Here is a 7,330-nt window from a genome sequence, read left to right as displayed (position 1 = left end):
TTATCTAAAATAGGTCCTATAGTTAAATTAGGAAAAATACCAACGGCTAAACAAATAAACACCAAAAGCTCCATTGGTAAACGCATGAAATGCGGTGGTTCATGGGGAGTTTTGGGTAAATTGACAGGTTTTGGACCCAAAAAAACGCCATGAATAAAGCGTATAGAATAGGTTACACTAAACAAACTAGCCAGCGTTGCTACATAAGGTGCAATCCAATCGAGCCATGATTCCATATGCGTTTCAACAGCTTCAGCAAAAAACATCTCTTTCGATAAAAAACCATTCAACAAGGGAACTCCAGCCATCGCTGCACTTGCAACTAAAGCGAGAGTTGCTGTAATAGGCATAGAGCGATAAAGCCCTGACAATTTACGCATATCACGTGTTCCCGTCTCGTGATCAATAATACCAGCAGCCATAAATAAAGAAGCTTTAAAAGTAGCATGATTGGCCATATGGAAGATCGCTGCAACACAAGCAAGTGGACTACCAAGGCTTAAAAGCGTGGTAATCAATCCAAGATGACTAATAGTCGAGTAAGCAAGCAGTCCTTTCAAGTCTTGCTGAAACATGGAAAAATAAGCACCAAGAAGCAATGTCGAGAGTCCTGAAAAGCCAACTAGCCAAAACCAAGATTCTGTCCCAGAAAGCACAGGCCATAAACGAACAAGTAAAAACAATCCCGCTTTTACCATGGTTGCTGAATGCAAATAAGCCGATACGGGGGTTGGAGCAGCCATCGCATTGGGCAGCCAAAAATGAAAGGGAAACTGCGCACTTTTTGTTAATCCCCCCAATAAAATACAAATAAGGACAGGACTATAAAGAGAACTTGACCGAATCATATCTCCAGACTGAAGCACCTTATCCAAATCAAAACTGCCAACAATATACCCAATCAATAAAACCCCAATAAAAAGAGCAAAACCGCCAAAACCTGTGATCGTTAGAGCCATACGCGCACCCTCACGCGCACTTGCATTATGGTACCAATAGCCGATCAACAAAAAAGAAAAAATGCTGGTGAGTTCCCAAAAAATAACCAAAAAGACGAGATTGCCTGATAAGACTATTCCCGTCATTGATCCCATAAAGGCCAAAAAAAAGGAAAAAAATCGCGGTACAGAATCTGCTGGATCCATGTAATAACGTGAATAAATGACAACAAGCAGCCCAATTCCTGTAATGAGCAAGCAAAAAAGCCACGACAAACCATCTATACGGAGAATCAAATCGCTCCCACATTCTGGAAGCCAAGAAATATCTAAACGCACTATGTGGTTTTCGCGAACTTCTGGATAAAGCATTATTGTAAAAATAAGACAGAAAAGTGCAACAATCCCAGCAAACCATGCTTCATTATTTTTTGCTGTCGAGCGAAAAAAGCCAATGACAGCACTTCCACCAAAGGGAAGCAAAACGAGCAATATCAACATTGCTTCCCGTGTTGTCATTCTTTCAACTCCATCCTGTCCTTAATATTTTGTCATCGACAAAACAAAAACTTATATCCTCCCCCCATTCCACACTTAATGATAATAAGATTTAATAAAACTTAAAAGTATTTAAATTTTTCAAAAAAAACGCTTGCATGAAAATGCTACGCACCACGCAAGTTTTCTCTTTATTGTAAGAACAATAACGCCCACGACAAGAAGCAATTAAAAATTTATTTAATAATTTCTATCCTTTAAAAAAGCGTGATAAACACTGTTTACGCCCCCCGTGAAAAGGCTGAAAACTATTATCATTTTTATTATAAGAGCGATAACGCGCACGGCAAGATTCAATATGTTGTTTAAGCATCCATGGCTCTTTTTTTTCTAATTTTTCCGAAGAAGACGTTAAAAACACTTTTTTAGCATCTGGTACAACTTTTAATGATGCGCCTTTTGTGCTTAAGTGCCGTGATGTAACAAATGCCACTTCAGGATACCACCAATTATCACTATATTTACGATAACCACGCCGATAATGACGATAACCTTTAAAACCATTAAGTTCTCTACGCCCCGTAAAAATCAAAGGCACCGAACTATCTTGGACAGAAGTCTGAGTAACCAGTTTGGCTTTAGCATAACTCCTATTTTTCCCCCAATTAACAAGAGTAGTTGTTATAATGAAAAAACTGCTAACCAATACAAAAGCTAAAGCATAATATAATTTTTTTTTCATACTCATAACGCAAAACTCAAAATAATAAACAACAGTAATTACAGAAAGCCTTTCTCTTGCTAGACAGAAACAGATTCTTTTCTTAAGACTCTTTTTTCTTGAGACATTCTGTTACTCTTTGTACTAAACGTTGATCTTGGCAATAAGATCCTTCAAAAAAGAATGAATAAATGATGATAAAAACCCCCTACTATCTTATAGACAAATCGAAACTCATCAAAAACATGCAAACAATTTCTCGTTTACGGGAAATGTCTGGAGCTAAAATTTTACTTGCTTTGAAATGTTTTGCCACATGGAGTGTTTTTGATTTAATGTCTGAGTTCATGGATGGAACCACATCATCATCCCTTTATGAGCTGCGTTTAGGAAGAGAAAAATTTGGCAAAGAAACACATGCTTATTCGGTTGCTTGGGCCGATCATGAAATTGATGAAGCCTGTGGCTATGCAGACAAAATTATCTTTAACTCAATCCAACAACTTCAACGTTTTTCTAAAGCTAGCAAAACCATCCAACGGGGTTTGAGGTTAAATCCAGGAATCAGCGCATCCAATTTTGATCTTGCCAATCCCTCCCGCCCTTTTAGCCGCTTAGGCGAAACCAATCAAAGCGCTATAAAAGAAGTTCTACCCCTCATTAATGGCCTAATGATCCACAACAATTGCGAAAATGCTGATTTTAATCTTTTTAATCAAATGCTGAATCACATGGAAGAAAAATTTGCAGAACTTTTTTCTGCTGTTGACTGGATAAGCCTTGGTGGCGGAATCCATTTTACCGCTGAAAATTATCCTTTAGAATCTTTCGCAAAACGTTTAAAACAATTTTCTAAAACCCATGGTGTTACTATTTTTCTAGAACCAGGAGAAGCTGCTATCACCAAAAGCACCACATTAGAAGTCAGTGTTCTTGACACATTGTATAATGAAAAGAATCTTGCCATCGTTGACAGCTCAATTGAAGCACATATGCTTGATCTTCTCATTTATCGTGAAAATGCCAAATTAGAACCCAATCAAGGTCCCCATGAAATCATGATTTGTGGAAAATCTTGTCTTGCTGGTGATATTTTTGGAACATTTCAATTTCAACAACCTCTTAAAATAGGCGATCGGCTGTCTTTTCAGGATGCAGCAGGTTATACAATGGTCAAGAAAAACTGGTTTAATGGCGTTACAATGCCTGCTATTGTTCTCAAAGAATGCGATGGTACACTAACACTTCAACGCCAATTCAGCTATAACGACTATCAGAAAAGCCTTTCATAAAGATCAACCATAAAAACGTCATACAACAGTATTAAAAAGGAGATGAACCTACAATGAAAAAAAATGTTCTCATTATTGGTGCTGGAGGTGTTGCACAAGTTGTTGCACACAAATGTGCTCAAAACAACGATATTCTTGGTGAAATTCACATTGCTTCACGAACACTCAAAAAATGTGAAGCCATCATTGCTTCCATTAAAGAAAAAAACACAATGAAAGAACAGGGTGTTCTCAAAAGCCATTCGCTCAATGCCATGAATGTAGAAGAAACTATAAAGCTCATCCAAAAAACCAAATGCGAAATTGTCATTAATGTTGGTTCTGCCTTTCTTAATATGTCTGTTCTTTCAGCTTGTATTGAAACCAAATGCGCTTATATCGATACAGCGATTCATGAAGACCCGTTGAAAATCTGTGAAACACCTCCTTGGTATGGCAATTATGAATGGCCTCGGCGTCAAGAATGTGAAAAAGCTGGTATAACCGCTATTTTAGGAGCAGGTTTTGACCCAGGTGTAGTGAATGCTTACGCAGCATTAGCGCGTGATAATTATTTTGATAAAATCACAGATATTGATATTATTGATATTAATGCCGGAAATCATGGGCGTTGGTTTGCTACAAATTTTGATCCAGAAATTAACTTCCGTGAGTTTACAGGACAAGTATGGTCATGGCAAAATAAAAAATGGACTTCCAATAAAATGTTTGAAGTCAGCCATGAATGGGATCTTCCCGTTGTTGGAAAACAAAAAGCCTATATGACGGGACATGATGAAATTCATTCATTATCAAAAAATCTCGATGTGGAGAATGTCCGTTTCTGGATGGGATTTGGTGAACGTTATATCACTGTTTTTACGGTTCTAAAAAACCTCGGACTCTTATCCGAACAACCGATTAAAACGGCAGAAGGTCAAGAAGTCGTGCCCTTGAAAGTCGTGAAAGCCGTCTTACCCGACCCTTCCTCTCTCGCCCCAGACTACACAGGAAAAACCTGTATCGGAGATCTTATTAAAGGCGAAAAAGATGGACACCTGCGAGAAATTTTTATCTATAATATAGCCGATCACAAACAAGCTTTTCATGAAACTGGAGCACAAGGCATTTCCTATACCGCTGGCGTACCAGCCGCTGCTACAGCCCTTCTCATTGCTACAGGCGAATGGGATGTTAAGACTATGGTCAATGTAGAGGAATTACCACCCCGCCCTTTCCTTAAATATCTTGATCGTATGGGGCTTCCCACTTTTATAAGAGAACAACAAGAGGATAAAAAATTAGAATTTTAAATTTATACCTATAGAAAGCATATGCTTGATTTTTTAAGTTATCAGAAAACTGCCCAATGAAAACAAACTTAATATTCTCATGTAATTATGGTTTTCAAAAAAATTTTAGCTATTCGTTATATTTTGGCAACATTACGATTTCTTAACAACCTTAAAGAAGAGACATATCATCTTTCTAAGACATAACAAGCAATGATCAAGAAAAACAGAGAAGCAAAAACTAATTTAATCACACTGTATAACTTGTCATTATCATCAAAAAGATAGTGTGATAAAGAAAAGATATAAAAATACCGCTCTTTTAAAAAAGAGTGGTATTTTGTAGAATATTCAATCCCTCCCCTCTTTATCTTAAATGACAAAGATCCTTAACCCACTCCAATCATTAAACAATTAAATTTCTTTGAGCGAATTCCTCTTGGCTTCCCTCTTCACATGATTCATTTTCATATATAAAACATTGATTTATAACAACAAATATCATTTTCAACTTGTTTCATAACGCTGAATATTATAAGATTCTCTTATCACAAACTCTCTCACATTAAATCAATTAAAGCCTTTTCCTGCACATTACAAACAAAGCAAGCGTGTAAGCAAAAATGATAAAAGAAAAGAATAAAAATTTCTCTTATGAAAACTTTCAAATAATAAAGAGCTTTAGCAATATTGAGAACTGAAAAAGTGCATTATAACGTCAGCGTATACGTTTACTAAACATAAAGATGATGATGCACAAATAGGTCTTATAACAATTTGAATGAATTTTATATATTTCAAGAGGAACTTTACAGCTATACCATTCACGAGCACCATCGTGAAGTAGGTTTGCGCATTTTGAGAGATGTGTTCTTAAAACAAAGCACGCAAATAGGCTCAGAACCCTATCCTAAATATTTTATAATAGTATAAAAAACCACCCCATATGTAAAACTTTACATAAACCAAACAAACACCACCGCTCTAAACGATAATGCACAACAGGATAATCAATAAAAACTACACAACTGAATTTTAAAACAGTAATTATCGAAAAGCATACAACAAACGGAATATTTCAATATAATTGGTTGTATTCCTTTTTAAAGTTTTAAAATGTTGTTGTATGCTTCACAAATATTTTCTGCCTCCTATGCCTTTTAAAATGTACTTTTTAAAAGCTTTTTAAATATGAAGTGGTTTAGCAAATGTTGCCAAAGCTGCCTCACGCACGGCTTCTGATAAAGTAGGATGTGCGTGGCAACAACGCCCCAGATCTTCTGATGAACCACCAAATTCCATTAAAACTGCAATTTCATGGATCATTTCACCAGCACCAAATCCAAGAATATGCCCCCCTAATACCCGATCTGTTTTTTTATCAGAAAGGATTTTAACGAACCCATCACTCTTTTGCATTGCACGTGCACGACCATTAGCCATAAAAGGAAATTTGCCAACATTATATTCAATACCAGCAGTTTTTAGCTCTTCTTCTGTCCTTCCTACACTCGCAATTTCCGGCTGCGTATAAACAACACTAGGAATGACATCAAAATTAACATGCCCTTTTTGACCTGCCAAAATTTCTGCCACAGCAACGCCTTCTTCCTCTGCTTTATGCGCTAACATTGGCCCTTTTACGACATCACCAATCGCATAAATTCCTGGAACATTCGTCTGCCAATGAGCATCAATTGCAATAAATCCGCGTTCATCTAACTGAACACCAGCCTCTTGTAAGCCAAGCCCCTCCGTATACGGAGAACGTCCAGTAGCAATAAGCACAACATCAGCCTCTAAAGTTTCAGCTGCACCACCTTTGACGGCTTCAAAAGTCACCTGAGCAGTTGAGCCAGATTGTGTAACAGCCGTTACTTTTGTTCCCGTCTTATATTCTATCCCTTGTTTTTCCATTAATTTCTGAAATTGCCGTGAAACTTCACCATCCATTGAGCCCAAAATTTTATTAAGATACTCAATAATGGTAACTTTAGCACCTAAACGGCTCCAAACTGATCCAAGTTCTGAACCAATAACACCAGCACCCACTACAATCATATGCTCTGGTACTTTTTCAAGTGAAAGAGCTCCCGTAGAAGAAACAATAGTCTTTTCATCAATTTCAACATTCACCCCTGGAATGCCTGAACTCTCTGAACCGGTAGCAATAATAATATTTTTTGTTTCAATTGTTTGTTTATTACCATCTCTGGCAACAACCTCCACATGACCCGCACTCAAAATTTTGGCTGTCCCAAAAAAAGTATCAACTTTATTTTTTTTCATCAAAAAAGAAACACCACTTGTATTGGCTGTCACCACAGCTTTCTTATGAACCATCATTTGTTCAAGATTAAGCTTAGATTTACCAATAGAAATACCAAGCGTTTCAAAACCATGCTGGGTTTCAGAAAACACTTCTGAAGCATGCAACAACGCTTTAGAAGGAATACAACCAACGTTGAGACATGTTCCCCCTAATGTTGTACGCTTTTCAATAATCGCTACTTTAAGTCCCAGTTGTGCCGCCTTTATTGCTGCTACATAACCACCTGGACCCGCTCCGATCACAGCCACATCATAAGACATCCGTTTCTCCTTTCATCC

General features: G+C 37.3%; 5 protein-coding genes. 2 read left to right on the top strand and 3 right to left on the bottom strand.

Annotated elements, in window-relative coordinates; all coding sequences use genetic code 11:
* Positions 1-1,457, bottom strand: a 1,457-nt coding sequence (locus ACFIKE_RS01150) for a proton-conducting transporter membrane subunit (protein ID WP_375648205.1), incomplete at its 3' end; no start/stop codon positions are given.
* Positions 1,458-1,686: 229 nt separating this feature from the next.
* Positions 1,687-2,184, bottom strand: a complete 498-nt coding sequence (locus tag ACFIKE_RS01145; RefSeq protein ID WP_375625539.1) for a BA14K family protein — start codon at positions 2,182-2,184, stop codon at positions 1,687-1,689.
* A 167-nt stretch (positions 2,185-2,351) separates the two neighbouring features.
* On the opposite strand from ACFIKE_RS01145, the gene ACFIKE_RS01140 reads away from it, so the two are divergent.
* Together ACFIKE_RS01140 and ACFIKE_RS01135 are read left to right on the top strand one after the other, a co-directional pair.
* The gene (locus ACFIKE_RS01140) at positions 2,352-3,449 is read left to right on the top strand and encodes a carboxynorspermidine decarboxylase (protein WP_375648206.1); all 1,098 of its coding nucleotides are present in this window, start codon (positions 2,352-2,354) and stop codon (positions 3,447-3,449) included.
* 53 nt (positions 3,450-3,502) lie between these two features.
* Positions 3,503-4,741 (top strand): saccharopine dehydrogenase family protein, encoded by a 1,239-nt coding sequence (locus ACFIKE_RS01135; RefSeq protein WP_015857100.1) that lies wholly within the window; start codon positions 3,503-3,505, stop codon positions 4,739-4,741.
* Positions 4,742-5,905: 1,164 nt separating this feature from the next.
* Here the strand turns inward: ACFIKE_RS01135 and lpdA are convergent.
* Complete coding sequence (gene lpdA, locus ACFIKE_RS01130; RefSeq protein WP_375625538.1) at positions 5,906-7,312, bottom strand: dihydrolipoyl dehydrogenase; 1,407 nt, start codon at positions 7,310-7,312, stop codon at positions 5,906-5,908.
* Between the last annotated feature and the right edge of the window lie 18 nt (positions 7,313-7,330).

The organism is Bartonella sp. MU70NMGDW (assembly GCF_042194085.1).
In the GTDB taxonomy this organism is placed as follows: Bacteria; Pseudomonadota; Alphaproteobacteria; order Rhizobiales; family Rhizobiaceae; genus Bartonella; species Bartonella grahamii.
Note: the sequence above shows the minus strand (reverse complement) of the source record. Positions and strands in the feature narration are given on the sequence as shown.